Consider the following 24726-nt stretch of genomic DNA (forward strand, 5'->3'; position numbering starts at 1 on the left):
AACGAAACATTTCGTGGGTTTTACTACGCCGGCAGGGCTGACCCTTTCCCCGGCAACACACGAACAAAAAGTGGTGAATAAGATAAATTTTCTTCGGAGGGAAGTAAAATCACATTGGCGCTCAATCATCAAAATTAGAAAAAATGCTGCGAATATCTTCGGAAAAGAAGCCTTTTGTCATCAGATAGCGCTGCACTTTAGCTTTTTCCTTCCAGTCGACCGGTAACGGCAGCCCAAACTTACGTTCGGCGGCGTCAAATGCCATTCTTTGCCAGTCGATATCAGATTCAGCCAGCACTTGATCCGTTAAGGCTTTATCAATGCCTTTTTGTCCCAATTCCATACGAATACGCTGTGGACCATAGCCTTTACGGCTACGGCTGGCAACAAAGCGCTCGGCGAAACGGGCATCATCAAGATAATTGTTTTCATAACACCAGGCGACCACGCGGTCGATCAGCTCTGGCGTAAGAGGCTCAGGCTGCTGGGTTCGATCTTTTGCAAACATGGCAGCACGTTCGGCTGAAAGCGACAGCTTGCGTCGAAATTCAGCTTCGCTGTGATCGCGCAAGGTCAAAATACGCATTGCTCTGTCCAGCTGGCGAGTAAACTGGTTACGTTCAGTGGCGTCAGACATGGTACTCCGAAGGTATCAGGTTTAAATCAAAGTAAGGGTAGCGAGGAACCGCTGAAGAAACAAAGTGGTTTTCGCTTTTCAGGCTGCTGAAATGCAAAAAGGAACGGCATGGTAGCCGTTCCTTTTGAGTGATTAACATCGTGCTCAGGCAAACGCATTTAACGTTTACCAGCATGCTGAAAGGGTTCCCTTTCAGCCGACTAATCAGAAGTTCTCTTTCTCTTCCGCCGCATCAACGTCGCTTGGGTCAGCAACGAAATCAGGCTTGCTGTCAGGATTGTTCAGCAAGGTCGCGCGCAGTTTAGCTTCGATTTCGCTGGCGACTGCCGCGTTCTCTTTCAGGAAGTTACCTGCGTTAGCTTTACCCTGACCGATCTTATCGCCGTTGTAGCTGTACCATGCACCTGCTTTTTCAATCAGCTTGTGCTTAACGCCCAGGTCGACCAGCTCGCCGTAGATATTGATGCCTTCGCCGTACATAATCTGGAACTCAGCCTGCTTGAACGGTGCGGCAATTTTGTTTTTCACCACTTTCACGCGGGTTTCGCTGCCCACCACTTCATCACCTTCTTTGATCGCGCCGATACGACGGATATCCAGACGGACGGAAGCGTAGAATTTCAGAGCGTTACCGCCGGTGGTGGTTTCCGGGTTACCGAACATCACACCAATTTTCATACGGATCTGGTTAATGAAGATCAGCAACGTATTGGAGTTTTTCAGGTTGCCGGCCAGCTTACGCATTGCCTGACTCATCATACGAGCAGCAAGCCCCATGTGGGAGTCACCAATTTCGCCTTCGATTTCTGCTTTAGGCGTCAGAGCCGCCACGGAGTCAACGATGATAACGTCTACCGCGCCAGAACGTGCCAGCGCATCACAGATTTCCAGCGCCTGCTCACCCGTATCCGGCTGTGAACACAGCAGGTTGTCGATATCCACGCCCAGCTTTTTTGCATAGACCGGATCGAGGGCGTGTTCTGCATCGATAAAGGCACAGGTTTTACCTTTGCGCTGTGCAGCAGCGATAACCTGCAACGTCAGCGTGGTTTTACCGGATGATTCCGGGCCATAGATTTCGACGATACGGCCCATTGGCAGACCGCCAGCGCCCAGCGCGATATCCAGTGATAAAGATCCGGTTGAGATCGTTTCCACATCCATCGTGCGGTCTTCACCCAGGCGCATGATGGAGCCTTTACCAAACTGTTTTTCAATCTGGCCCAGCGCTGCTGCCAGTGCTTTTTGCTTGTTTTCGTCAATAGCCATTTCAACTCCTAATCACGCGGGGTAAAGCACGCTTGCGCGGCTTCGTGTCACAATCAATATGGGTGCAATTATACTGTATAGTCATACAGTATCAAGCTTAATTTTTAAGAAAATGGTCACGCAACGTCAGCAGCGCCCAGGCCGTGGCCTGACGTCGTACCGCTTCCCGATCGCCGGAAAATACCTTGCGCTGCGCCAGCGTTTCGGCTGTTGCTGACGCGAAGCCAAACCATACGGTTCCCACGGGTTTTTCTGCGGAGCCGCCATCAGGACCGGCAATCCCGCTTACGGAGATGGCGAATTGAGCACAGGCTTTTTCCCTCGCGCCTTCAGCCATTTCGCGAACAACCTGTTCGCTTACTGCACCGTAGCCAGTGAGAGAATCCACGCTGACGCCTACCAGCTCCTGTTTGGCATCATTGCTGTAAGTGACAAATCCCCGTTCAAACCATTGCGAACTCCCCGCAACATCCGTGAGGATTTTAGCAATCCAGCCGCCGGTACAGGACTCTGCCGTGGTCACCGTGGCATTCAGGCGTTTCAGGTAACCGCCTACTTCTGTACTCAGCTGGATTAACTCATTATCCGTCATCAGCGCTCCTCGCTAACTTAAAGAAGAAAGAGCAAGGTTAGCATTTTTTCAAAGTACGCGGAGAGGCACAGTCAGAGATTGCGAGTAGCTTTCCAGTAATGGGATTTCATTACCTTTGTTTGCGGGCGCTTAAGCCATGCCTGAGGATAAGCGCCAGGCGAACCGCTATTGATAGGAAAAAGTGATGCTGGCAACAGCATCCGCTGTACCTGGCGTAATGTCGCCGGTACGAATATAACGGGTTTGAAAAGGCAGGTTTAGCACTTCAGCCTGCGAAGTACTTTGGATAAAAAACTGGCTAACGGTCGAATTCAAAGAACTGTCTGGTCCCAGTGATAAGGGGCCAATATTATTATAAAAAAATTGCACTCCAACGCCAGAAGCGGTGGAGTCTGGCGTAAGCGAAACGGTATCCGTGACGTTGGTCGGATCCGTCTGATCGGTGACTACGGCATACAGGGAGATATTTGCATCACAGCTCAGGTTAACGGAAAAATTGCGCAAGTCTGAAGTGCTGTTTACGGCAGAAAGCGTCCGCACATCCACCCGTCCCAGATCAATTTGCACATTTGGCGTCCCGATTGTGCAGCCTGATGCCAGCACGCTGATAGTCGTTGGCTCAATAATAACTTTTGCCGTGGCGGTTTCATTGTTATACGCAGTAAGTATCGCCGCATTAATGGCAGGCGTAGTATAAGTGCCGCTGGCAAGAGGCTGCCCGGTTTTTACAAAAGTGACTTTTGCAGCCCAGCCCAGATCCATCGCCGTGCCGCTTGTCCCGTCAGCAGGATAAGTTTGGGTAATACCGCTCTGCAATGGCACATAGTTTGTGCCATTGGCGTCTTTGAGTCCCAGAATAAAACCGACACCCGGCACGCCCGTTTCAAATACCGCGTAGCTTACGCCATCCATGATTACCGTCTGCCCGGAAGGGATTACGCTACTGTCGGGTTCCATGGTGCCCTTAGAACACCAGTAGATTAATCCACACCTAAATACATGATTAGTTGTTACCGATGCGCTCCAGTCTCCACCAATAATACTACCGCCAGTCACAGAGTCTGCCGGGCCGGAATAATTCAGCTCACCAGGTGATAAGGTTATGTCTGACTTCCACTCCAGCGCGTAAGCAGGGCGGAAGAGAAACATGCCCGCCAGAAAAATCACCAGGTAATATTTATCAAAATGTCTCATCTGAAGTTGTTCCTTGTACCGAAGAAGAACTTACCGGGCAATTTGTGCAACGTTAGCGATATTCAACCGTATAAGTTGCCGTTGCTGTGACATTGCCAGGCGTCACGGGAAGTTGAGTAGCAATAAGACGCGCATAAAAAAGCATATCCACACTATTTTCTCCGGTCAGGCCATAAGCTGCGGTGGGATGATTAAGTGGAATAACCGAACCCGTGCGATCAAGCAAAGAAATTGCCACACCTGATGCCCCCCCTTCATCCGTTTTTAAATACCGGCCATCATATTCATCACCCTCACCAGTAAAAGTAATCGTTGCGCCCTTAAATGTTGGGCCACACTCTTCGAGTTTGATCCTGAAAGGCGTTTTAATCTGGCTAACAGCGCCTGTCCTTAAGAACTGCCGAGTGGAAATATTCCCCAATGGAATAGTGATATTTTCCGATTCGGTCGCAATTGTGCATGTATTGCCATAAAGCACACCTGTTACTTTAATATATACATCATAGGCCGCAACGGGAAAGCAGTAGCTACATGCCAATAGTATTGGGAATAACCGTCGGATTAATAAATTCACTGACATACCAACCCTTGTGTATAAATATTTGTATCAGCGTTATATTTACTGGCGATAAGACGATAGTTAGCCGTACAGCGTTGGTGCGCTTTCCGTCCCCATTGCGCAATCAGCACGCCACTTTCTGGTAATCCTGAAAGCCAAAGCGATCCCGCATCTCCAACTATCCCCGTTGAATTATCACGCGTTTTCAACGTAACGGTGGTGCCAAAAGGTAACCACACGCCGTCTTTTTTTATCGAAAAAATAGCCCGATATCCAAGCTGAGTGGCAAGTGTGGCGCGGACCATAGCACCTTCACCAGGGGTTTTACTCACTACTGACTGCGGGATCTCAACGTTATCGCCGAGCGTCTTAACGTCCAGATCTACACGATTTTCTCTGTAAGCCGAAGCATAAGGAATCACTGCGTAACCCCGAGAGTCGGTATAAATTCCCGTCTGATTACCTACTTTTACATTGGCTGCACCTGGCGCTTTTACCAAAATATTGGTATTCCCGATTGGCTGGCTTAACGTCAGGCCATTTGCGTGCAGAACAATACCTCCACTGGTACCATAATTATAATAGCGACTGTCTGCTGAGTAGCTGTAGCCGGCATTATAAACCCCATGACTGCCTTGATATTTAACCGACATATCTGCTCCGCTCTGATTATTGCTTTTATTTCCATAACGTGCATTCAGGTTGTAATTTAAGTTTTCATACCCCGGCATATTCCCACTAACACCTGTAGTATGCGTCGTTCCGGAACGATGGTTGTTAGTCATTGAATAGCGTGCCCGAGCACCCGACACTATTTTATTTAAAGGTACTGAAGCAGAAAGAGAAATTATGTTATCACTTTTATCTGACCAGATATTTTGGCTGCGTTGCCATGCCAGCCCCCATGACACCGCCTGCCAACTGCTATTCCAGGCCACCTGCAAGCTTTTATTTGTTTTGCCGGAATTCCAGTAACGTTGCTGATCCAACGATAAAGAGAGTGAGCCATAATCCGCAATACGTTGCGAAACCAGCAGCTGATTATGCATTTTTCGAGCATAGGCCAGGTTGTAATAGCTGCTGTTATCGTTGACGATATGCCTGTCATCCAAAGATGTCGTTCTTTCTCCGCCCTGCATACGCTTACAGGCCGTATCTGACAGCGTATAAAATCCCTGGGTTGTGTATTGCCATGAATAAAAGTTGAGGGTCGTTCCAGCCGTGTTTAATATCTTGCTGTATCGGAAACGAACCGAATCACCGCTGTGGCGAGTATTATTGGCTAATAAGCTGTTGGCATGGATAGCATCAATGGAAAAGGCGCCATAAGCGCCGATATTTTGTCCCATTCCAACAGCAAAAGCGCGATAGTTTTCTGAGAACTGTATCCCGCCATAAAACGTCAGCCCATAGCGCCAACCATAGAAAAAATCGCTCTGCGCGAAAGCAGGAGCTGCCTGTTGAGTTCCTCCACGAAAATTACCCGCTTCCAGTGAATATTTGAACTGCCCCTGCCTGACAAGGTTCGGGACGCTGGCAAAAGGCACCACGTAACGCGTAACCTGGCCATCAACTTCTTCAATAGCCACATCCAGATCGCCGCCTGATGATGTCGGATAAAGATCGTTAATAATGAATTCACCCGGCGTTACGCTGGTCTGGTAAATAACATTGCTGTTCTGACGAATGCGGACTGTTGCGTTAGTCCGGGCAATGCCTCTGACCTGCGGCGCGTAGCCTCGCAGGCTATTTGGCAGCATATTCTCATCAGAGGCGAGCTGGACCCCGCGAATTCCCGCACTATCGAAAATGGCGGAAGATGTGTAGGTTTCGCCCAGGGTTATCTGGGATTTTAAAGGGATAACCTCCCGTTGCAGCGTGGTACTAATGTGATTCCAGGTGCCCTTCTGGCTGGTAGTATAGGTCCAGTTAGAAGCGTCTCTTAAACGCCATGGTCCTATATTAACCCCACTGTTAAGACCAAGAAAATAGTTGGTACGCCGTAAGTTGCTCTGTCCGGAGTAATCACTTTGGGAACCATTGGCGCTATAGCTAACAAAGGCGGTATTGATACCCTGCTCCCAGCTCGCTGGATTGATAAAACCTCGCGGCCGGTTTTGCATGAATACCTGAGGGAAAGTCAGTTTCAGAGTCATCTTGCCGGCATCAAAATCGCTCTTAATATCATTGTCCTGAAAAATACTTTTAAGCAGAAGACAGCCCTTTTGTGGCGAAATTTTAGATGCCCGCTGGCGATCAAGACCCAGCTCGTCCATTTCCTCAGCGGTAAAACAGGGAAGAAGTTGTGAGGCCTGGCTCTCCTCAGGAGCGACAAAAGAAACCTCTTTGTCGCCTACAAACTCATTATTTACAAATACTGCTGTGTGATATTTTCCCGGAGGAATATCATTTCCTTGCTCCAGCCAGGACAAGTCGGCTACGTTACCTTCTTTACCCGCAAGAAAAAGCGGATTGAATTGATATTTATCCTGAGCAACGGCTGCATTGAGGAACAGAAGTAGCCCCAACGTTAACGCATTCCCGGGAAAATAAAAATTTTTATTCATAGGTATCGTCTACGAATTATCTGCATTGTATTAATGGCTCGTTAATTTATCTTCTTATTCAACAGGGGTGTCCACGCACCATAATCGTTAATAGTTTGGTAACTCATATTTCTTGCATTACTAAAGTTACCTGGAATCGTAACACTTCCTTCAGGTGGCAGCATAAAAGGTTTGATCTCCTTATTGTCTACACGCAGCGTAATCAGGGTCAGGTAATAAGGCGTTGGGTTTTTTAACGTGAGCTTACTGCCATTGAGAGAAGGCAATATTTTCTTATATGCCTCATTTGATTTTTCAGACAGCCCTGCCGGACGGTAAAAAACTTTAATTCGACTGGCCGCAGCCAGCTGTAATGTGTTTTTTCCCTGTTCTGAAGTCTGGGGGATGGCTTTTACCGTAAGCCAGTAAAGCGTTTCCCTGTCATTCGGCAACCCTTTTCCGCTAAAGATAATACGTAAGGTATTTTCGCTTTTTGGCCGCAGCACGGATAATGGCGGAACCACAACAAAGTCCTGCGTTTTCACACCGGCATCGTTTTCCAGCCATGTTTGAATAAGGAAAGGTGAACTAGTATGAGTATTACGAACATCAAGGGACGTCTGTTTCTCATTTGCATGGTAAACCAGACGAGTTGATCCCAGCCCAACGCCACCTGAGCCAGCTATTGCCGCCTGCGCTGACAAAAATAATGAAAAGATCGCCAGCAGGAGACCAGTAACACGCATATTCGTTTACCTCTAAAAATAGAATATCCGGAATGATTAACATTCCGGCTCCAGGGTTTATTAAGAATAAGTGAGGGTATAAGTTGCTACTGCGCTTGCGTCACCTGCTGTCACACTGCCTTTTTCCGTATGGTATTTTGCACTAAATTTCAGGGTATTCGTTCCGGCGCGTAGTGCCGTGTTATCACTATTCTCATTTAACTTAATCTGGGTGCCCGCTTCATCATAAAAACGAATTGACAGATTTTGTGCCGATCCGCTTCCGCCATTCGTGCCGGTGGCCAGACCGCTGGCATCATCAGCATCGGCAATACCGGTGAAGTTTACAGCTACATTGGTATAAGTACTGTTGTCGCAATCTTCGAGACTAATAGTGAAATCTTTTCCGGTTGAAAGTGTTGTTCCCGCTGTAGCAAGTGAAGCTGCACGTACCTGTCCCATATTGATACTCTGAACGGCAGAACTGCTGGATAAAGCACAAGCGGCAGTAATTACGCTGCCTTCAAAATTTAAGGTGCCGCCATCAACCGTAACCGGGATAACCTCATCTTCGGCATAAGACAGTGCTGGCATAACAGCTAATGCACTGCAAATTGACATTGCTACAACTGATTTCAACATTAAACGCATAATTACACTCTCCATATGCAAAAACTTTAAATTAATCTATTTAAATAACAATGAAACATAAAATAAAAACTTCACCACTAGCTGCCGACCGTTGCCGATAAATTTATAAAAAAAATTTTATTGATAACATCCCTGTCAAAAACTCCCTAACAAAATCAATACAACAACAAGATAATTAACAACTAACTTAAAATGAACGGATAAGATTCAATCTAAAAAATGGCTCCCTGCCCGGTAGTTAGAGGCTTCCTGCGAAATAAAGCTAACTCCGTTACGGTATTAATACGGCAGGATCGCAGAATGACTTAAATTTTTTTCGAAAAGTTGACGGATCCCGGATCGGCCATCCAGGGTTAATGTTTGCCGTCTGGCTCTCAGGAATACGCTGTGAAACTTTCCCCGCGCTTGGTCATATTGCTGTTGCTAACAGGCTGTAGTCGTTCAGCTGAACTTATCCCGCCGCATGGTCAGGCAACATTCGCGCAATACCAGCAGGAAACCACACGTTGGGTAGAGCAACACCGGCTCTTTCAGAGCAGCGATCGGGTAGCCGAGCTAAGGTGGAATACGCCACAAGAATGGCGGCCGGCGGGCGTTCCTGATCAAGGCATTCTGTTGATCCATGGGTTGGGCGATTCACCCGGCTCTTTCACGGATATCGGGCCGGAACTGGCAAAGGACGGTTTTCTGATACGTACAGTCCTGTTGCCGGGACAGGGTACACAGCCAAAAGATTTAATCGGGGTGTCGGCGGATGACTGGCGGAGTATCGTTAACGAACAGATGGCTATATTGCGCAAGGATGTGGGCAAGGTTTGGCTGGGCGGCTTTTCGACCGGAGCCAACCTGGCGATTGAATATGCCTACCAGCATCAGGACGTTAAAGGACTGCTGCTCTTTTCCCCGGCGATTAAGGCGAATGAGCCGCTGGTAGCAACGACACCGTTTATTGCCTTATTCCGCAACTGGCTGCGAAAACCGAAACCCGGCTATCCCACTCAGCGCGCGACGCGTTATATGACGGTGCCAACCAACGGCTTCGCGCAGTTCTGGCGCACCAGCAGCGCCGCACAGCAAAAGCTAAACCAGCATCCCTATGATAAACCGGTGCTGATCGTCGCCACCGAGCACGATTCGGTGCTGGATACCCAAAGCCTGCTGGCGCACTTTGATCGACAATTCACCTCGCCACAAAGCCGCCTGATCTGGTATGGCTATCCGCAGCCACAAAACGCGCTGTCAAACCGGGTGCTGATCCGGACAGACTCCCTGCCAGACCAGCATATCAGCCAGTTTTCCCATATGTCGGTGCTCTTTTCACCGCAGAATCCCGTCTACGGTGTGCACGGCAGCGACCGGATATGTGAAAACGGCCAGAGCGATGCCGACTATCTCGCCTGCCGCCAGGGCGCTGAAGTGTGGTTTTCCGACTGGGGACTGCGGGAAACCGGTAAAATTCATGCGCGCCTGACCTGGAATCCCTGGTTCAGCTGGCAAAACAGGGTAATGAAGCAGGTTGTCTCTGATATTCCCTAACGGGCATCCCGCACTGCTTCACCAAGCTGCCACACCGCCATCGCATAGTGGTTGCTGTGGTTGTAACGGGTAATCGCGTAGAAATTAGGTAATCCGTACCAGTACTGATAGTAGGTACCCATATCAAAGCGCAACAAACTGATCTGTTGTTCGCCGTTCAGGGGCACCTGTGGTGACAGGCCAGCGGCTGACAGCTCGGCGGGTGTATAGCGGGTTTTAAAACCGTTTTCCAGCAGCGGTGCCTGTCCGTTAGCCGGTACGGCAACCGTGGCCCCCTTCACCCAGCCATGTGCGTTAAAATAGTGGGCGACGCTACCGATAGCATCGACCGGATCCCATAGGTTGATATGACCATCACCGTTAAAATCTACCGCATACTGTTTGAAAGATGACGGCATAAACTGGCCGTAGCCCATGGCACCCGCAAAGGATCCACGCAAATCGAGCGGATCGTCGTTTTCTTCTCTCGCCATCAGCAGGAAAGTTTCCAGCTCGCTGCTGAAATATTCAGCACGGCGCGGATAAGCAAAAGAGAGCGTCGCCAGCGCATCAATGATGCGGGTTTTCCCCATCACCCTTCCCCAGCGGGTTTCCACCCCAATAATGCCGACGATGATTTCCGGCGGCACACCATAGACCTGCCAGGCGCGATTGAGCGCATCCTGATACTGATTCCAGAACTGCACGCCGTTCTGAACGTTATCCGGAACGATGAATTTTTTACGATAGCGCAGCCATGCGCCATTCGGGCCGGCCGGGGGTTGATAAGCCGGTGCCTGACGATCCATCAGCCGCAATACCCAGTCCAGCCGCTTCGCCTGCGCCAGCACATCATGCAGCTGCTGACGATCGAAATTATGCTCGCGTACCATTTTATCAATAAAGGCCGCCGTCGCGGGGTTATCCGCAAAATCGCCGCCTAACGGGGCAATATTATGGGAAGGCTCCAGCAGAAAACCGTTGCCGCCCTTAAAAGGATTGCCGTGCGGTTGCGGCTGGGGTGCTTTACTGCTGCAGGCCGAAAGCAGCAGCAGCGCAGGTAACAGTGTGGCCAGATGACGCATTGAATATCCAGAGTGCGAAGCTGAAAAAGGGAAGTCATGTTAAAGCATTGGCGGCGGTGAAGAAAACAGATGTTATGTAAAGCTACGTAGGTCTGCCACTGGCGGCCCATCGTCATTACGACCGGGAAATGATTGACAACAAATAAATAAAACATTATTTCATTTATTATAAACTGTCATTTTGTTAATCAGGAGGCGTTATGAGTAAACAAGCCGCTGTACTGCTGGCTCCCGGTTTTGAAGAAGCCGAAGCCTTTATCATCATCGATATTTTAAACCGGCTGCATGTAAAGGTGACAACCGTTGCCTGCCATACCTCGCGAGAGGTTCCCAGCTACCACGCTGTACCGGTAATTGCCGATGTTCTGTTATCCGACCTGCAACAGGAATTCGATGCCGTGGTGATACCCGGCGGCCCGGAAGGCACCGTTAACCTTGCCGCTAATCCGCATGTTGTGGAATTTATTCGCCGTCATGACGACGCTGGAAAATGGATTGCGCCCATCTGCTCTGCCGCCGCCCGGGTTTTGGGAGGGAATCATCTGCTGAAAGGCCGTCGTTATACCTGCTCAGGCGACCTGTATAAAGCCGTAACCGATGGCATTTACAGCGGCGAAAACGTGGTCGAAGACGGCAATCTCCTAAGCGGTAAAGGCCTGGGCGTTAGCTTTGAGTTTGCTTTTCAGCTGGCATGGCGTTTAACCGATGACACTGAAACCGCCGATTTTCAGGCGGAACATATCTATTGCGACAGCTGGCGTTCTTACAGCGGTATTAACGCTTAACAGGTTAGTCACGCCGTTTTATTAACGCAGCGCAAGGAAAAATAAAACGGCGCATTCTCACCAGCCTGTTTGTTGCTTATTTGTGAAAACTCAGTTTTAAAAAAATATAAAGCCCGAGGGAAAAGTAAAACAATGAAAATAAACAGGCAGACCTTGCCTTTTTATGTCAAAGTATGTCGGTGTTTAACTATTGAGAGCAATTGTCTGTCCACACCGATGAGAAGCAACACCGTGGATAACGTGTAACATTATGGATAATTCCTTCATTCCAAAAAAAAACACCCCTTCCCTTTCCCCGTGCATCTCTTTTTGCCAGAACGGCGAACAACACTGGCGCTCTGCCCTGTAGCCTTTTTCTCCTGCACTGATTTTTAATTAAGCTGCTGGCTTACCTGCCTTCAGGTTTAGCCGTGTCTTTTTATCAGGAGAGATTTTATGCTGTACTGGATATTATTAGCGCTGGCTATTGCGACAGAAATTATTGGTACTTTATCGATGAAATGGGCGGCGCTTAACGATAATGCCTCAGGCTATATTTTTATGCTGGTGATGATTGCCATTTCCTATATTTTCCTGTGCTTCGCCGTAAAACACATTGCTCTGGGCGTTGCCTACGCGCTGTGGGAAGGGATCGGGATCCTCTTTATTACTTTCTTCAGCACGCTACTTTTTGATGAACCCGTCTCTGGCTTAAAAGTCGCCGGGCTGATGCTACTGGTTATGGGCATTATTTTTATCAAAACCGGCACGCAGGTTATAAGGAGGCAGAAACATGTCAGCGTTTGATTGGGTGCACAGCGCCTGGCTGTTACTGGCTATTGTGCTGGAGATCGCCGCCAATATCTTCCTGAAATATTCCGATGGTTTCCGTCGCCCGCTTTACGGCATGCTGTCACTGGCAGGCGTTATGGCGGCTTTCAGCGCGCTGGCACAGGCGGTGAAAGGTATCGATCTGTCGGTGGCGTATGCGCTCTGGGGAGGATTTGGCATCATCGCCACCGCAGCGGCGGGCGCGATTCTGTTTGGACAGCGTTTTACCCGTAAAGGCTGGTTTGGCGTCGCCCTGCTGCTGATGGGCATTGTGTTGCTTAAACTGGCGTAACCCCATCTTCACCGTATGTACCGCGTTAAGCCTTTATGGGGAGCGGCAGACGGCTGACAAACCTGAAGCGAAGGGAGCATGCCTGGAGCAACGCATCACGGGCCATTTACGGCCCGTGAAGATCGCCACTAAAGAGCAACCAGCGAATCGCGGCTGAGGTCGGCAACAGACTTCGCCCCCGTCAGCGTCATGGCCACCCGCATCTCTTTTTCAATCAGTTCGAGCAAATTAATCACGCCAGCTTCCCCTGCTGTGGCAAGTGCATAAACAAATGCCCGCCCCAGCAGCACGCTATCTGCGCCCAGCGCAATCATCCTCACCACGTCCAGACCAGTACGAATACCCGAATCCGCCAGTATTTTTATTTCGCCTTTTACCGCATCGGCAATCGCTGGCAGCGCCCTGGCCGTTGACAGTACGCCATCAAGCTGGCGACCGCCGTGATTGGAAACCACAATGCCATCGGCACCGAAACTGACGGCATCTTTTGCATCCTGTGGATCTAAAATGCCTTTAATAATCATCGGCCCTTTCCAGAAATCGCGGATCCACTCCAGGTCCTGCCACGAAATGGACGGGTCGAAGTTTGCCCCAAGCCAGCCGATATAATCTTCCAGCCCGGTGGGATGCCCACGATAGGCAGAAACGTTACCCAAATCGTGAGGCTTGCCGTTCAGGCCGACATCCCACGCCCACTGCGGGTGCAGCATCGCCTGTAGAACGCGACGGGCAGCCGCGTTTGGCCCGCTCATCCCGGAATGCGCATCACGATAGCGGGCGCCCGGTACCGGCATATCGACGGTGAATACCAGCGTTTTAACCCCTGCCGCCTGAGCACGTTCCAGCGCATTACGCATAAAACCCCGATCTTTCAGCACGTAGAGCTGGAACCACATTGGCCGGTCGATTGCTGGCGCGACCTCTTCAATAGGGCAAACAGAAACGGTGGAAAGGGTGAAAGGAATGCCTTTTTTCGCTGCGGCACGGGCGGCCTGCACCTCACCGCGTCTGGCGTACATACCGGTCAGACCCACCGGGGCCAGTACAACCGGCATCGCCAGTTTTTCGTCAAACAGCGTGGTTTCCAGACTCAGCGCGGACATATTGTTGAGGATGCGCTGGCGCAGCGCGATATCGGCTAAATCAGCGGTATTACGCCTGAGGGTATGCTCGCTGTAGGCTCCGCCATCAATATAGTGAAATAAGAAAGGGGGCAGCCTGCGCTGCGCTGCTGCCCGATAGTCCGTTGATGCAGAAATAATCATCTACTCTCCTGCCTGTTAAGGTGCGCTCGCTGGCGGCATCCATAAGCCAGTACCACAGCGAAACGGGTGTTACGGGCCACCGAAAGCTGGTCATCATCAGCCTCGGTGCCCGTCAGTTCAGGCAGTGTAGTGGATAAAAATCAGCGTTACGCTGACCGATATCTCAACATAAACAACATATTTACAACAAAATGTTGAGCGGAAAAGTCTTAACGACGATTGCGCACCAGCTGATAACGTCGCGTTAAATATTCCACTGGCGCACTCCAGATATGGACTAAACGGCAGAACGGGAACAGTAAGAACAGCGTCATGCCGAGCACCATATGAATACGATAGATCACCGCCACGCCTTCAAGGTGCTGTGAAGCGCCGGCATGAAAAGTAACGACCGCCTGCGCCCATGCCACCAGCTTCATCATCTCGCTGCCGTCCATATGCTGTGCGGAGAACGGAATGGTCAGTAATCCGAGACAAACCTGCACCACCAGCAGCGTTAAAATCAGAATGTCGCCAATGCTGCTGGTGGCGCGCACCCGCGGGTTAGTCAGACGGCGCTTTAGCAGCAGTGCGCCGCCGGTTAAGGTCAATACCCCACAAATGCCGCCAGCAACCATCGCCAGCTGCTGCTTCACCGCAACAGGCAGAAAAGATTCATACATCCAGTGCGGCGTTAGCATGCCGACAAAATGCCCGAAGAAAATGCCAATAATACCGATATGGAACAGGTTGGAAGCCAGCCGCATGCCCTTTTTATCCAGCATCTGGCTGGAACCCGCACGCCAGCTGTATTGACCATAGTCATAGCGCAGCCAGCTGCCGATCAGAAACACGCTGCCAGCCAGATAAGGATAGATATCGAAAAAGAACCGGGTAATAAAATGCATAATTAGAGTCCTTTACTCCGCGTAGTCGCCTGCGAAATATCCAGATACTGTGGCGCAACCGCACCGGCAAAACGCCGTTGGTGCGCTGCCTGTTGCGCAGAAGCACAGCCCTGCTCGCCGAGGAATTTGATCTGTTCCTCTTCCCAAACCGCATCCAGTGCCGCAGGCGTATCATCACGCCCCTCTTTTGCTACCTGAGGAGCAAGCGCAGCGGCCTGAATTTCTGCACCGGAAAGGGTCAGCAGCAGGGTAAACAGTTCGCCATAAGGACTTTGCCGCTGTTGCAGCCTTGCCGCCAGCAGCGCCAGAATCGGCGCAATATCCTGCAAACCTGTACAGGCACGTTCCGGCCTCAGGCTGGCGAGGTATTCGAGATAGAGCGGCAAAAAGTCCGGCAGCTCTTTCGCATTCAGTTCGAGTCCGTCGGCACGATACTGATCCAGCAGATCGATCATCGCCTGACCACGATCGCGCGATTCGCCATGAACATGTTCAAACAACAGCAGCGATGTTGCACGACCACGGTCGAACAGCTCGCAGTAGTCAGCCTGCACGTCCAGCAGCGGGCGGGCGCACAGCCGGGTAATAAACTGCGTTAGCGTATGGCGATCTCGCTCGTTTAATTCGCTGGCGGTAGCCAGCGCCTCGTGCAGTTCATGCTGGTTTGCAAAAAGCGCCTCATCCGGATAATCCAGCAGGCGACCAATTACACGTAAGGCGATCATGATGCATCCTCCGGCAAAGCCTGTTGTTGGTTATCGTTGTGCCCGGTCTTGCTGCTGATATCGATGGCATCGATTCGACGGCTGTTAAACAGATTGAATTTACCGTCGCTGCCGTGGCAGCCGTCACCAAAACTAAAGCCGCAGCCTTTGCTTTCCGGAAACGCTTCCCGTGCCAGTTCACGATGGCTGGAAGGCACGACAAAGCGATCTTCATAGTTGGCAATCGCCAGATAACGATACATCTCCTGAGCCTGCACTTCGGTTAAGCCAACCTGTTCCAGCGCGCGGATATCAGAGACTCCTTCCACCGTTTCGGCTCGCTTATAGTGACGCATCGCCAGCATCCGCTTCAGCGCCAGCAATACCGGCGCGGTGTCACCAGCCGTCAGCAAATTAGCCAGATACTGCACCGGGATCCGCAGGCTTTCGACATCCGGCAGGATACCCGTATGCGCCAGCGCGCCTGCATCTGCCGCCGACTGAATCGGTGAAAGCGGCGGGACATACCAGACCATCGGCAAAGTGCGGTATTCCGGATGTAGCGGCAGCGCCAGCTTCCATTCCATCGCCATTTTGTAGACTGGCGAGCGCTGAGCGGCCTCGATCACGCTTTGTGCTACGCCGTCCTTCAGCGCCTGAGCGATCACCGTTGGATCGTGCGGATCGAGAAAAATATCCCTCTGACGCTGATAGAGATCCGTTTCGTTTTCCGTCGAGGCGGCCTGCTCAATTTTATCGGCGTCATACAGCAGCACGCCCAGGTAGCGGATACGCCCAACGCAGGTTTCGGAACAGACTGTTGGCTGGCCCGCTTCAATACGCGGATAGCAGAAAATGCATTTTTCCGACTTACCGCTTTTCCAGTTGAAGTAGATTTTCTTATACGGGCAGCCGGTGAGACACATACGCCAGCCGCGACATTTATCCTGATCGATCAGCACAATGCCGTCTTCGCCACGCTTGTAGATAGCGCCGCTGGGACAGGTTGCCACGCAGGCCGGATTCAGACAGTGTTCGCACAGCCTCGGCAGATACATCATAAAGGTGTGCTCAAACTGGCCGTACATCTCCTTCTGCATGTTATCGAAGTTCTTATCCTGCGAACGTTTGGAAAACTCACCACCGAGGATCTCTTCCCAGTTCGGACCGTTTTCGATCTTCTGCATTCGTTGACCGGTGATCAGTGAACGAGGTCGCGCTATCGGCTGATGTTTGCCGCCCGGCGCGGTATGCAGATGCTGATAGTCGTAATCAAACGGCTCGTAATAATCGTCCAGCGCCGGGACATCCGGGTTTGCAAAGATCTTCGACAGCAGGCCAACGCGATTACCCATGCGCGGGATCAGCCTGCCGTTGATTTTGCGGATCCAGCCCCCTTTCCACTTCTCCTGATCTTCCCATGCGTGGGGATAGCCCACGCCCGGCTTGCTTTCGACATTATTGAACCAGGCATATTCCATACCTTCACGGCTGGTCCAGACGTTTTTACAGGTCACGGAACAGGTATGACAGCCGATGCATTTGTCGAGATTCAGTACCATGCCGACTTGCGAACGAATTTTCATCGATTTTTCTCCTGCTGGCTGCCCTGACAGTCATCATTGCCTTCACCGTCTAACCAGTGAATGTGGTTCATTTTGCGTACAATCACGAACTCATCGCGGTTGGATCCGACGGTGCCGTAATAGTTGAAGCCATAGGAAAGCTGCGCGTAGCCACCGATCATGTGGGTCGGTTTAGGACAGGCGCGGGTCACAGAGTTATGAATGCCGCCGCGCTGGCTGGTGATTTCCGAACCGGGAATATTCACGATGCGTTCCTGAGCGTGATACATCATCGTCATACCCGCCGGAATGCGCTGGCTCACAACCGCTCTTGCGGTCAGTGCGCCGTTGGCGTTGAACGCTTCAATCCAGTCGTTATCGACAATGCCCAGCGCCTGCGCATCCTCCTCGCTCATCCACACAATTGGCCCACCGCGCGACAGCGTCAGCATCAGCAAGTTGTCGCTGTAGGTAGAATGAATGCCCCATTTCTGATGCGGCGTCAGAAAGTTCAGCGCCTTTTCAGGATTGCCGTTTGGCTTCTGGTTCAGCAGCGGTTTCGCCGCGCGGGTGTCGATGGGCGGACGATAAACCAGCAGGCTTTCACCAAAAGCACGCATCCATTCATGATCCTGATAAAGCTGCTGACGGCCGCTGAGCGTGCGCCATGGGATCAGCTCATGGACGTTGGTGTAACAGGCGTTATAGGAAACGTGTTCATCTTCCAGACCGGACCAGGTCGGGCTGGAGATAATTTTGCGCGGCTGCGCCTGAATATCGCGGAAGCGGATCTTTTCATCTTCTTTATTCAATGCCAGATGGCGGTGATCGATACCGGTGATGTCGCTCAGCGCCTGCCACGCTTTCACAGCGACCTGACCGTTAGTCTCAGGAGCCAGCGAGAGAATGACTTCGGCAGCATCAATTGCGCTGTCGATATTAGGGCGTCCCGCCGCCGGGCCGCTGGTTTTGATGTAATTGAGCTGTTTGAGGAAATCGACTTCCGTCTGGGTATTCCAGCTAATGCCTTTCCCGCCGTTACCCAGTTTATCCAGCAGCGGGCCAAGCGAGGTAAAACGCTCCCAGGTCGCCGGATAGTCGCGCTCAACCACGATGATATGCGGCGCGGTTTTACCCGGAAGCAGATCGCATTCACCATTTTTCCAGTCTTTAACGTCAAAAGGCTGAGCCAGCTCCGCCGGAGAATCGTGCTGAACCGGCAGCGTTACTACGTCGGTTTCCACGCCCAGATGTCCCGGACAGAGATCCGAGAAGGCTTTGGCAATGCCTTTATAAATTTCCCAGTCGCTTTTCGCTTCCCAGGCGGGATCGACCGCCGCCGACAGCGGATGAATAAACGGATGCATATCCGACGTATTCATGTCGTCTTTTTCATACCAGGTTGCCGTAGGCAGCACGATGTCGGAATAGAGGCAGGTGCTGGACATGCGGAAATCGAGCGTCACGACCAGATCCAGCTTGCCTTCGCCGCCGCAATCCTGCCATTCCACCTCTTCCGGCTTCACGCCGCCCTGCACGCCCAGGTCTTTACCCTGAATGCCGTTCTCGGTGCCGAGCAGATATTTCAGCATGTACTCGTGCCCTTTGCCGGACGAGCCAAGCAGGTTTGAGCGCCAGACAAACAGGTTGCGCGGAAAGTTCTGTGGATCGTCAGGCTGCTCCGCTGCGAAACGCAGCGAGCCTTCTTTCAAACTCGCAACGGTATAATCCACCGGGGAGAGACCGGCCGCCCGGGCCTGTGCAGCAATGCGTAGCGGATTGGTATTGAGCTGCGGCGCAGAGGGTAACCAGCCCATTCGCTCCGAGCGCACGTTGAAGTCAATCAGGCTGCCGCTGTAGCGCGTCGGGTCGGCCAGCGGCGAAAGCAGTTCGCGCGTCTGCACCGTTTCATAGCGCCACTGGCTGGAATGGTTGTAGAAAAACGAGGTGCTGTTCATATGGCGAGGCGGACGCTGCCAGTCCAGCGCAAACGCCAGCGGCGTCCAGCCGGTTTGCGGCCGCAGCTTTTCCTGCCCGACATAATGTGCCCAGCCGCCGCCGCTCTGCCCTACACAGCCGCAGAAGATCAGCATGTTCATCAGGCCGCGGTAGTTCATGTCCATGTGATACCAGTGGTTCATACCCGCACCCACAATGATCATTGAGCGGCCGCGTGTTTTTTCCGCGTTTTCAGCAAATTCACGGGCAATACGGATGATGTTCTGACGCGACACGCCAGTAATCTGCTCGGCCCAGGCCGGGCTGTAGGCTTTTATCTCGTCGTAGCTTTGCGCGCAGTTAGCGTCATCCAGTCCGCGATCCAGACCGTAGTTTGCCAGCGTTAAGTCATAAACGCTGGTAACCAGCGCTTCGCTGCCGTCGGCCAGCTGTAAACGTTTTACCGGCAGCCTGTGCAGTAGAATTTCATCCAGCGCGACGCTGTTGAAATGTTCGCTTATTGTGCCGCCAAAATAGGGGAAGCCAACGTCAACCACCTCGTCGTGGCTGCCCAACAGGCTGAGTTGCAGCGTGACTTCCTGCTGAGATTTGCCTTCACGCTGTTGCAGGTTCCATTTGCCCTTTTCACCCCAGCGATAACCAATTGAGCCCTGCGGTGCCACCAGCTCGCCGCTGGTCTGGTCAAGGGCTACCGTTTTCCATTCAGGATTGTTCTGCTGACCGAGGTTCTCGACCAGGTCGCTGGCGCGTAGCTGGCGTCCTGCGGCGTAGTAGCCGCCTTCACGCGGCTCCAGCAGTACCAGCATTGGCATATCGGTATAGCGACGTACGTAATCGCGGAAATAGCTGACTTCCCGGTCAAGGTGAAACTCTTTCAGCATCACGTGGCCCATCGCCAGCGCCATTGCGCTGTCGGTGCCCTGCTTCGGATTCAGCCACTGATCGCACAGCTTAGCCACTTCGGCATAGTCTGGCGTGATCGCCACGGTTTTGGTGCCTTTGTAGCGCACTTCGGTAAAGAAATGGGCATCCGGGGTACGGGTCTGCGGAACGTTCGACCCCCAGGCGATGATGTAGGAGGCGTTATACCAGTCTGCCGATTCCGGCACGTCGGTCTGCTCACCCCATGTCATTGGCGACGCGGGCGGTAAATCGCAATACCAGTCGTAAAAGCTCAGGCAGACGCCGCCAATCAGCGACAGGTAGCGCGCGCCCGCAGCGTAAGAGACCATTGACATCGCCGGGATCGGTGAGAATCCCACAATGCGGTCCGGGCCAAAAGTACGGGCGGTGTAAATGTTGGACGCGGCAATCAGCTCATTCACTTCCTGCCAGCTGGAGCGGACAAACCCGCCGCGTCCGCGGGCTACCTTATAGCTTTTAGATTTTTCAGCATCGCTGACAATCGATCCCCAGGCCTCAACCGGATCGCTGTGCCGGGCTTTGGCTTCGCGCCAGAGCTGGATGAGTTTCTTGCGCATTAACGGATATTTCAGTCGGTTAGCGCTGTAGAGATACCAGGAATAGCTGGCACCGCGCGGGCATCCGCGAGGTTCATGATTCGGCAGATCCGGCCGGGTGCGGGGATAATCTGTCTGCTGCGTTTCCCAGGTTACCAGGCCATTTTTGACATAAATTTTCCAGCTGCACGAGCCGGTACAGTTGACGCCATGAGTAGAACGCACGATTTTGTCATGCTGCCAGCGGCTGCGATAGCCGTCTTCCCAGTCGCGGTTGGTGTTGAGGGTTTGGCCATGATTGCCAGAAAAAGGCTCCGCGAGCTGTTTAAAATAGCGGAACCTGTCGAGAAATTTGCTCATCCGGACTTCTCCTGAAGGCGAGGAATTGACATTGCTAAGGTGCGACAGACCCATAAAAACGGATCTGTCCAGGACGGCCTATGCGATTTTTTTACGCCCGTAAACCAGCCAGGTGATACCGACACAGATCAGGTAAAACACCAGGAAGATTTTCATTGCGGCGGTTGGTGTGCCGAACAAACTCAGCGACAGCCCGAAAGTCTGCGGGATAAAGAAGCCGCCCAGCGCGCCGATTGCCGAAATAAAACCCAGCGCGGCTGACGTTTCGGTAACGGCTTCATGCTGTGATGACTCTTCACTCCGGCCTTCGGCTTTACTTCGTTCAAGCGTAAGCCTGCGGAAGATCACCGCGATCATTTGATAAGTCGATCCGCTGCCGAGGCCCGCGGTCAAAAACAACCCCATAAACACGACAAAAAAGGCGCCAAATGAACCCGCATGATTGGCATCCGGCAGCGTCAGGAATAGCAGCGCGGCGAACAGCGTCATCAGCACAAAATTGATCAGGGTGACGCGGACCCCGCCAAAGCGATCGGAGATAATACCGCCCGCTGAACGGGCTAACGCGCCGAGGAAGGGGCCAAAAAAGGCGTAATGCAAAATCACAACGTCAGGAAACTGGGTTTTGGAGAGCATGGCAAAACCCGCGGAGAAGCCGATAAACGATCCGAAAGTCGCCAGATAAAGCACCGCCATAATCCACAGATGGCCGCGTTTCAGCACCGGCAACTGTTCACGCAGCGAGGATTTTGCCGCCGCCAGATCGTTCATGCCAAACCATGCGGCAAGCGTGGCGACAGCCAGGAACGGCACCCAAATCCATGCCGCATTTTCTAACCAAATCGCCTCGCCACCGACCACGTTTTGCGCGCCGCCGCCAAAAGCGCCGAAAACAGCAAAAGAGATCGCCAGCGGAGCAACAAACTGCATTACGCTGACGCCAAGGTTGCCCAGGCCGCCATTGATACCTAACGCCCCGCCCTGCATAGCCTTCGGAAAGAAAAAGCTGATATTGCCCATGCTGGAAGCAAAGTTAGCGCCAGCAAACCCACACAGCAGTGCGATGACGACAAACGTACTGAACGCTGTCGTTGCATCCTGTACGGCAAATCCCAGCCACAGGCAGGGAATCAGCAGGATCCCCGTACTGAAAGCCGTCCAGCGCCGGCCGCCAAACAGCGGGATCACAAATGAATAAGGCACGCGCAGCAGCGCGCCGGACACGGAAGGCAGCGCGGTCAGCAGAAAGAGCTGATCGGTAGTGAAGTTGAAACCGACTTTATTCAGGTTAACCGCGACGGCACTGAACAGCATCCAGACGCAGAAAGCGAGCAGCAGACAAAAAACGGAAATATACAGATTGCGATTAGCAATCCGTTTTCCCTGCTGCTGCCAGAATTCGTTGTTTTCAGGTTGCCAGTTCTGGATAACGGCAGCACCTTGTTGAGCAGGCTGTTGGGAAAGTTGCGACATAATATTCTCACTGGCTAAAATATCCGCGCATTTTGCTTAACGCCTTCTCAGGCCAGATTGACGCAAATCAACGCAGTGAGAGGTAGTAAATCTTCCGCTGTCGCTTCCCTCCTCCTGTTGGAAAAGCAGAAACAGCCTGTTAAAAACAATTAAATCAATCAGTTAAAAAAAACTTTCCGACCTTTTTTAAACTGAATAAAGCCACGCAGAAATTAAGGGTTACTCCTTTGGAGGTATAGGGTTATATCTTCTTAACAAAGAAAATGAGACGTTATCCGTTAAACTGCCGCAAGGTTCACAGGAGCACCTGGTGAAAGAAGAAGCCGCCTCGATATTACTGATTGACGATCATCCTATGCTGCGCAATGGCGTAAAACAGCTGATTGAGCTTGATGAAGCGCTGCGGCTAATAGGTGAAGCCAGTAACGGTGCAGAGGGCGTCGCTCTGGCTGAGCAACACGATCCCGACCTGATCCTGCTGGATCTGAATATGCCCGGTATGAACGGGTTGGATACGCTGGTCCAGCTGCGTACCATCGATCTTTCTGGTCGGATTGTGGTGTTCAGCGTCTCGAATCATGAAGACGATGTGGTAAATGCTTTGAAGCGCGGTGCCGATGGCTACCTGCTGAAAGATATGGAACCCGAGGATCTGCTAAAAGCGCTGCATCAGGCTGCTGCGGGCCAGATGGTACTCAGCGAGAAGCTGACCAATGTGCTGGTGGCCAGCCTGCGCGACTCTCGCCTGGCGGAAGAGCGCGATGTAGAACAGTTAACCCGGCGAGAACGCGATATTTTACAGCTAATTACGCTGGGCATGACCAATAAAGCCATTGCCCGCAAACTGTCGATTACCGAAAGCACCGTAAAGGTTCACGTTAAGCATCTGCTGAAAAAGATGAAGCTGAAGTCACGGGTTGAAGCGGCGGTGTGGGCGTTGCAAAACGGCTATGAATGAGAGCGATGTGTAACATTTCCACCGGCAATTGATTCCTGGCGGTCTCATTAAATGCAAAATCTTTGCGTGATGCGCTGGGTATTCGAAGTGCGTAAGGAAATGGCTGTCTGACCTTTGCAGGCCAGACAGCATCAACAGCGGGTTATTCTTTTACTGCCGGGCCAGTTTTGGCACCGATATGCAGGTATTCGTGCAGAATTTTATGTTTCACCATCAGGTAGAAAATGCCCAGACAGATAATCACTTCTGCAATCACCATTGACCATGCAGCTCCAATTGCGCCGTACTGCCAGGCCAGGAAGCAGCACACTGGAATGTTCAGCAGGCCCGCACCCACGATAATCACCGTACGCTGACGCGTCAGACCGTGCGGGATCAGAATCTGCAAGCCAGCAGGATAAGCGATGTTGCCGAACAGGAAGCACAGCACCAGCACTTTCAGTACATCGACTGACGCCAGGAACTCTTTACCTAACAGAATAGTGACGATCTCTTCAGCAAAGAACCAGGTGAAGATAACGATAGCCAGGCTCAGCGCAAAGGAGAGTGCCAGGCTTTTGCGGCTCGCTTCGATTGCCGCTTTTTTGTCGCGGCCGAACAGGTAGCTCACTCGCGGGAAGAAGGCGTTGCCAATCTGCTCCGGCACGGAGTTTGCGGCTTTACGCAACCTGTCGGCACCGTTATATATCCCGATCGCATAGTGCGAGGTAAAGGTCGCCAGGATCAGCACGTTTACGCTGTTGAACAGGTTTGCACCCGCAATGGCGATAAAGATGTCGCCACTTTCGGCAAGACGCTTACGGATTTCGGCGATTTCAAACCGGTAACGGCCGATAACCTTCATCTCAACCACAAATTTAAGGGTGATCAGCGCGCTGATTACTGAGGTCAGTCCAGGAATCAGTGCCGCAAGCCAGGTATCTTCCGGGCCGTGAACCAGCAGGAAAGTCAGTGGAATGGCGCAGAAATTACCTAAAGTAGAAATGGTCGCCGTTTTGCCCAGTTTCTCATAGCCCTGCATCAGCCAGCCGAAAGAGAACAGCGAGCCAACCAGCGTGGTGGCATTTGCCAGCACCACCCAGAACAGATAATGCCATTCAGGATTGAACCAGGTCACGCTAAGCAGCACGCCTGCGGTTAGCAGGATCAGCATCAGCTTGGCGTTGAAGGTGGACCAGAAAAGGCAGGAAACCTGTTCTTTATCATCACGATGGTGCGCAATGCTTTTCGTGGTGAAAACGTTAAAGCCCCAGTCCGCGATCGTGCTGCAATAGAGCACGCAGGCGATGGCCAACGCCAGAACACCCATCTGGCTGACGCCCAGCGTTCGGGCCAGATAAGGCAGCGTAATCAGCGGGAAGAGTAGCGACGTCCCACGGTAGGCCAACAATGATAATATGTTGATAAGCAGTGACTTATCCAAAAATCTTCGCAC

21 protein-coding genes are annotated in these 24726 nt (G+C 51.9%); 5 read left to right on the forward strand and 16 right to left on the reverse strand.

Features of this window, described 5'->3' with window-relative positions; all coding sequences use genetic code 11:
* Positions 1–121 precede the first annotated feature (121 nt).
* The 8 genes from AAGQ96_RS16705 to AAGQ96_RS16740 all read right to left on the reverse strand — a co-directional run bounded on the left by AAGQ96_RS16705 (position 122) and on the right by AAGQ96_RS16740 (position 8173).
* The gene (locus AAGQ96_RS16705) at positions 122–637 is read right to left on the reverse strand and encodes a regulatory protein RecX (RefSeq protein ID WP_147199509.1); all 516 of its coding nucleotides are present in this window, start codon (positions 635–637) and stop codon (positions 122–124) included.
* Between the two features lie 204 nt (positions 638–841).
* Complete coding sequence (gene recA, locus AAGQ96_RS16710; RefSeq protein ID WP_147199512.1) at positions 842–1906, reverse strand: recombinase RecA; 1065 nt, start codon at positions 1904–1906, stop codon at positions 842–844.
* Positions 1907–2003: 97 nt separating this feature from the next.
* A complete protein-coding gene (pncC, locus tag AAGQ96_RS16715) occupies positions 2004–2498 on the reverse strand; it encodes a nicotinamide-nucleotide amidase (RefSeq protein ID WP_342754089.1) in 495 nt (164 codons plus the stop codon).
* A gap of 165 nt (positions 2499–2663) precedes the next feature.
* Positions 2664–3692: a fimbrial protein gene (locus tag AAGQ96_RS16720; RefSeq protein ID WP_342754090.1), complete on the reverse strand. Its 1029-nt coding sequence runs from the start codon at positions 3690–3692 to the stop codon at positions 2664–2666.
* A 52-nt stretch (positions 3693–3744) separates the two neighbouring features.
* Complete coding sequence (locus AAGQ96_RS16725; protein WP_342754091.1) at positions 3745–4272, reverse strand: fimbrial protein; 528 nt, start codon at positions 4270–4272, stop codon at positions 3745–3747.
* A complete protein-coding gene (locus AAGQ96_RS16730; protein ID WP_342754092.1) occupies positions 4263–6818 on the reverse strand; it encodes a fimbria/pilus outer membrane usher protein in 2556 nt (851 codons plus the stop codon). Before AAGQ96_RS16730 ends, AAGQ96_RS16725 begins: the two co-directional genes overlap by 10 nt.
* Before the next feature lie 41 nt (positions 6819–6859).
* Entirely contained in the window at positions 6860–7543 is a 684-nt protein-coding gene (locus AAGQ96_RS16735) for a fimbria/pilus periplasmic chaperone (protein ID WP_342754093.1), read from the reverse strand.
* 60 nt (positions 7544–7603) lie between these two features.
* A complete protein-coding gene (locus AAGQ96_RS16740; RefSeq protein WP_147199529.1) occupies positions 7604–8173 on the reverse strand; it encodes a fimbrial protein in 570 nt (189 codons plus the stop codon).
* 387 nt (positions 8174–8560) lie between these two features.
* Here AAGQ96_RS16740 and AAGQ96_RS16745 point away from each other — a divergent pair, with 387 nt between their 5' ends.
* The gene (locus AAGQ96_RS16745; RefSeq protein WP_342754094.1) at positions 8561–9709 is read left to right on the forward strand and encodes an alpha/beta fold hydrolase; all 1149 of its coding nucleotides are present in this window, start codon (positions 8561–8563) and stop codon (positions 9707–9709) included.
* Here AAGQ96_RS16745 and mltB read toward each other — a convergent pair.
* Complete coding sequence (gene mltB, locus AAGQ96_RS16750) at positions 9706–10773, reverse strand: lytic murein transglycosylase B (protein ID WP_147199533.1); 1068 nt, start codon at positions 10771–10773, stop codon at positions 9706–9708. The genes AAGQ96_RS16745 and mltB overlap by 4 nt on opposite strands.
* A 200-nt stretch (positions 10774–10973) precedes the next feature.
* On the opposite strand from mltB, the gene AAGQ96_RS16755 reads away from it, so the two are divergent.
* The 3 genes from AAGQ96_RS16755 (at position 10974) to mdtI (ending at position 12660) form a co-directional block, all read left to right on the forward strand.
* Entirely contained in the window at positions 10974–11558 is a 585-nt protein-coding gene (locus AAGQ96_RS16755; protein WP_342754095.1) for a DJ-1/PfpI family protein, read from the forward strand.
* 435 nt (positions 11559–11993) lie between these two features.
* The gene (gene mdtJ / locus AAGQ96_RS16760; RefSeq protein WP_147199537.1) at positions 11994–12344 is read left to right on the forward strand and encodes a multidrug/spermidine efflux SMR transporter subunit MdtJ; all 351 of its coding nucleotides are present in this window, start codon (positions 11994–11996) and stop codon (positions 12342–12344) included.
* Positions 12331–12660, forward strand: a complete 330-nt coding sequence (gene mdtI, locus AAGQ96_RS16765; protein ID WP_147199538.1) for a multidrug/spermidine efflux SMR transporter subunit MdtI — start codon at positions 12331–12333, stop codon at positions 12658–12660. The genes mdtJ and mdtI overlap by 14 nt, the downstream gene beginning before the upstream one ends.
* A 128-nt stretch (positions 12661–12788) precedes the next feature.
* Here mdtI and lldD read toward each other — a convergent pair whose 3' ends face one another.
* The 6 genes from lldD to AAGQ96_RS16795 all read right to left on the reverse strand — a co-directional run bounded on the left by lldD (position 12789) and on the right by AAGQ96_RS16795 (position 22333).
* Positions 12789–13925: an FMN-dependent L-lactate dehydrogenase LldD gene (gene lldD / locus AAGQ96_RS16770; RefSeq protein WP_147199539.1), complete on the reverse strand. Its 1137-nt coding sequence runs from the start codon at positions 13923–13925 to the stop codon at positions 12789–12791.
* A gap of 209 nt (positions 13926–14134) precedes the next feature.
* Positions 14135–14812: a respiratory nitrate reductase subunit gamma gene (gene narI / locus AAGQ96_RS16775; RefSeq protein WP_342754096.1), complete on the reverse strand. Its 678-nt coding sequence runs from the start codon at positions 14810–14812 to the stop codon at positions 14135–14137.
* Positions 14813–14814: 2 nt separating this feature from the next.
* Complete coding sequence (gene narJ, locus AAGQ96_RS16780; RefSeq protein WP_342754097.1) at positions 14815–15537, reverse strand: nitrate reductase molybdenum cofactor assembly chaperone; 723 nt, start codon at positions 15535–15537, stop codon at positions 14815–14817.
* The gene (gene narH / locus AAGQ96_RS16785; protein WP_342754098.1) at positions 15534–17102 is read right to left on the reverse strand and encodes a nitrate reductase subunit beta; all 1569 of its coding nucleotides are present in this window, start codon (positions 17100–17102) and stop codon (positions 15534–15536) included. The genes narJ and narH overlap by 4 nt, the downstream gene beginning before the upstream one ends.
* Positions 17099–20860: a nitrate reductase subunit alpha gene (locus AAGQ96_RS16790; protein ID WP_342754099.1), complete on the reverse strand. Its 3762-nt coding sequence runs from the start codon at positions 20858–20860 to the stop codon at positions 17099–17101. Before AAGQ96_RS16790 ends, narH begins: the two co-directional genes overlap by 4 nt.
* A 78-nt stretch (positions 20861–20938) precedes the next feature.
* Positions 20939–22333: a NarK family nitrate/nitrite MFS transporter gene (locus AAGQ96_RS16795; protein ID WP_342754100.1), complete on the reverse strand. Its 1395-nt coding sequence runs from the start codon at positions 22331–22333 to the stop codon at positions 20939–20941.
* Between the two features lie 307 nt (positions 22334–22640).
* Between AAGQ96_RS16795 and narL the strand changes: the two genes are divergently transcribed.
* Positions 22641–23291 (forward strand): two-component system response regulator NarL, encoded by a 651-nt coding sequence (narL, locus tag AAGQ96_RS16800; RefSeq protein ID WP_342755580.1) that lies wholly within the window; start codon positions 22641–22643, stop codon positions 23289–23291.
* Positions 23292–23433: 142 nt separating this feature from the next.
* Here narL and AAGQ96_RS16805 read toward each other — a convergent pair whose 3' ends face one another.
* Positions 23434–24726: a flippase gene (locus tag AAGQ96_RS16805; RefSeq protein ID WP_147199546.1), complete on the reverse strand. Its 1293-nt coding sequence runs from the start codon at positions 24724–24726 to the stop codon at positions 23434–23436.

This window comes from Pantoea sp. MBD-2R (assembly GCF_039134845.1).
Taxonomy (GTDB): Bacteria; Pseudomonadota; Gammaproteobacteria; order Enterobacterales; family Enterobacteriaceae; genus Erwinia.

What these genes read in the sequence shown, in the direction of transcription:
- lldD (WP_147199539.1), bottom strand. Translation starts at nt 13,925, where the DNA reads ATGATTATTTCTGCATCAACGGACTATCGGGCAGCAGCGCAGCGCAGG.
- mdtI (WP_147199538.1), top strand. Translation starts at nt 12,331, where the DNA reads ATGTCAGCGTTTGATTGGGTGCACAGCGCCTGGCTGTTACTGGCTATT.
- AAGQ96_RS16725 (WP_342754091.1), bottom strand. Translation starts at nt 4,272, where the DNA reads ATGTCAGTGAATTTATTAATCCGACGGTTATTCCCAATACTATTGGCA.
- AAGQ96_RS16735 (WP_342754093.1), bottom strand. Translation starts at nt 7,543, where the DNA reads ATGCGTGTTACTGGTCTCCTGCTGGCGATCTTTTCATTATTTTTGTCA.
- narH (WP_342754098.1), bottom strand. Translation starts at nt 17,102, where the DNA reads ATGAAAATTCGTTCGCAAGTCGGCATGGTACTGAATCTCGACAAATGC.
- recA (WP_147199512.1), bottom strand. Translation starts at nt 1,906, where the DNA reads ATGGCTATTGACGAAAACAAGCAAAAAGCACTGGCAGCAGCGCTGGGC.
- AAGQ96_RS16740 (WP_147199529.1), bottom strand. Translation starts at nt 8,173, where the DNA reads ATGCGTTTAATGTTGAAATCAGTTGTAGCAATGTCAATTTGCAGTGCA.
- AAGQ96_RS16795 (WP_342754100.1), bottom strand. Translation starts at nt 22,333, where the DNA reads ATGTCGCAACTTTCCCAACAGCCTGCTCAACAAGGTGCTGCCGTTATC.
- narJ (WP_342754097.1), bottom strand. Translation starts at nt 15,537, where the DNA reads ATGATCGCCTTACGTGTAATTGGTCGCCTGCTGGATTATCCGGATGAG.
- mdtJ (WP_147199537.1), top strand. Translation starts at nt 11,994, where the DNA reads ATGCTGTACTGGATATTATTAGCGCTGGCTATTGCGACAGAAATTATT.
- AAGQ96_RS16755 (WP_342754095.1), top strand. Translation starts at nt 10,974, where the DNA reads ATGAGTAAACAAGCCGCTGTACTGCTGGCTCCCGGTTTTGAAGAAGCC.
- AAGQ96_RS16790 (WP_342754099.1), bottom strand. Translation starts at nt 20,860, where the DNA reads ATGAGCAAATTTCTCGACAGGTTCCGCTATTTTAAACAGCTCGCGGAG.
- narI (WP_342754096.1), bottom strand. Translation starts at nt 14,812, where the DNA reads ATGCATTTTATTACCCGGTTCTTTTTCGATATCTATCCTTATCTGGCT.
- mltB (WP_147199533.1), bottom strand. Translation starts at nt 10,773, where the DNA reads ATGCGTCATCTGGCCACACTGTTACCTGCGCTGCTGCTGCTTTCGGCC.
- AAGQ96_RS16705 (WP_147199509.1), bottom strand. Translation starts at nt 637, where the DNA reads ATGTCTGACGCCACTGAACGTAACCAGTTTACTCGCCAGCTGGACAGA.
- pncC (WP_342754089.1), bottom strand. Translation starts at nt 2,498, where the DNA reads ATGACGGATAATGAGTTAATCCAGCTGAGTACAGAAGTAGGCGGTTAC.
- AAGQ96_RS16730 (WP_342754092.1), bottom strand. Translation starts at nt 6,818, where the DNA reads ATGAATAAAAATTTTTATTTTCCCGGGAATGCGTTAACGTTGGGGCTA.
- AAGQ96_RS16720 (WP_342754090.1), bottom strand. Translation starts at nt 3,692, where the DNA reads ATGAGACATTTTGATAAATATTACCTGGTGATTTTTCTGGCGGGCATG.